Annotated in this window: 1 protein-coding gene; it reads right to left on the bottom strand. The window is 65.1% G+C overall.

The window, feature by feature from the left end:
* Positions 1-294: 294 nt before the first annotated feature.
* Positions 295-1314 (bottom strand): IS110 family transposase, encoded by a 1020-nt coding sequence (locus Q1B08_RS21420; protein ID WP_299823381.1) that lies wholly within the window; start codon positions 1312-1314, stop codon positions 295-297.
* Positions 1315-1411: the final 97 nt, after the last annotated feature.

The raw sequence follows: 1411 nt of genomic DNA, 5'->3' as shown, positions 1-1411 counted from the left end.
CGCCATTGGGCTTGAACCGTGTATGGATGGCCCCTTGGCAAGAGCTTTGTTTGATCCGGCATCTGGTCGGTCGCGTCCATGTATACGGCGTCTGAGATGCAGTCTGACGTACTGCGCGCCCTGATGAAGTCAGCCGGCGGTCGGGTCCCGATCAATGGCACGCGCTCGAAGGCGCTTCGGTCCGAACTGGGTGTCCCGTTCCGCGTGTTACCGTCCCTGTGCCATCACCTCACGCTGCGCCTCACCATCTCTGGGCCTGCCGGTTCACGACCGGCTTGGCCGTTGTCCATCGTATCAGGCCGGGGCGGCCTGGTAGCTGCTGCCCCGCCCGATCAGGGCCCAGATCGTCCGAGCCATGCGGTTGGCCAGCGCAATAGCGACCACCTTCACGGGCTTGCGGGCAAGCATCCAGTCGAGCCAGTCCGGTGCTTGGCCCGCCGGAGCCTCTCGACGTCCTCGCCGCGCGCTGATCTGAGCCATGGCGCCCAGATAGAGCAGCCTGCGCAAATACCGATTACCGGCTTTGGATATCCGCCCGAGCCGTTCTTTCCCGCCGCTGGAATGGGCTCGTGGCGTCAGGCCGAGCCAAGCTGCGTAATCGCGTGCGCTGCGGAAGGCGCTCACGTCGGGGGTTGTGGCTGCAAAAGCACTGGACGAGATCGCGCCCACCCCGGGCACCGTCGCCAGCCGGTGTGCCAACGCGTCTTCGCCCTGCATGTCGCCGATCCGCCTAGTGACCTCCTCGACCCGAGCCTGTGTGTCGCGCAACTGGCCGGCCAACATGTCCAGCGCCGGACGCGCCGCAGGGGGCACATCGCGGGCCGCCTCGAGCAGACGATCGACGTTATGGATGCCCTTCGCCACGACGACCCCGAACTCGCCCAGGTGTGCGCGGATCGCGTTTACGATCTGCGTCCTTTGCCGAACCAGGAAGTCACGTGCCTTATGATCGAGCAGCGCCGCCTGCCGGTCCGCCGACTTCACCGGCACGAACCGCATCGTCGGGCGAGTGACAGCCTCGCAGATCGCCTCCGCATCAACTGCATCGGTCTTCCCGCGCTTCACGTAAGGCTTCACGTAGGCGGGCGGCATCAACCGCACCTCGTGCCCGACCGCCGTCAGCTCCCGCGCCCAATAATGCGCCCCGGCGCAAGCTTCCATGCCTACAAGGCAGGGCTCCAACCGCGAAAAGAACACCAGCACCTGCGACCGTCGCAACTGACGGCGGCAGACGATCGTGCCTTCCGTGTTCACTCCGTGAACCTGAAAGACGTTCTTGGCCAGATCGAGGCCGATCGTGATAGGTTGGTCCATGGATGGCTCCTCTCAGGTGCGTGTTTCACAGACCCACCTTGGCACAACGCGATGCCGCTGGCGGGGCCATCCACACCATCAATGGCGCCACGATGGC

This window comes from uncultured Jannaschia sp. (genome assembly GCF_947494025.1).
GTDB lineage: Bacteria > Pseudomonadota > Alphaproteobacteria > Rhodobacterales > Rhodobacteraceae > Jannaschia.
Note: the sequence above shows the minus strand (reverse complement) of the source record. Positions and strands in the feature narration are given on the sequence as shown.

Bases quoted from the DNA above. Each gene is read 5' to 3' on its own strand.
- Q1B08_RS21420 (WP_299823381.1), bottom strand. From the start codon at position 1,314: ATGGACCAACCTATCACGATCGGCCTCGATCTGGCCAAGAACGTCTTT.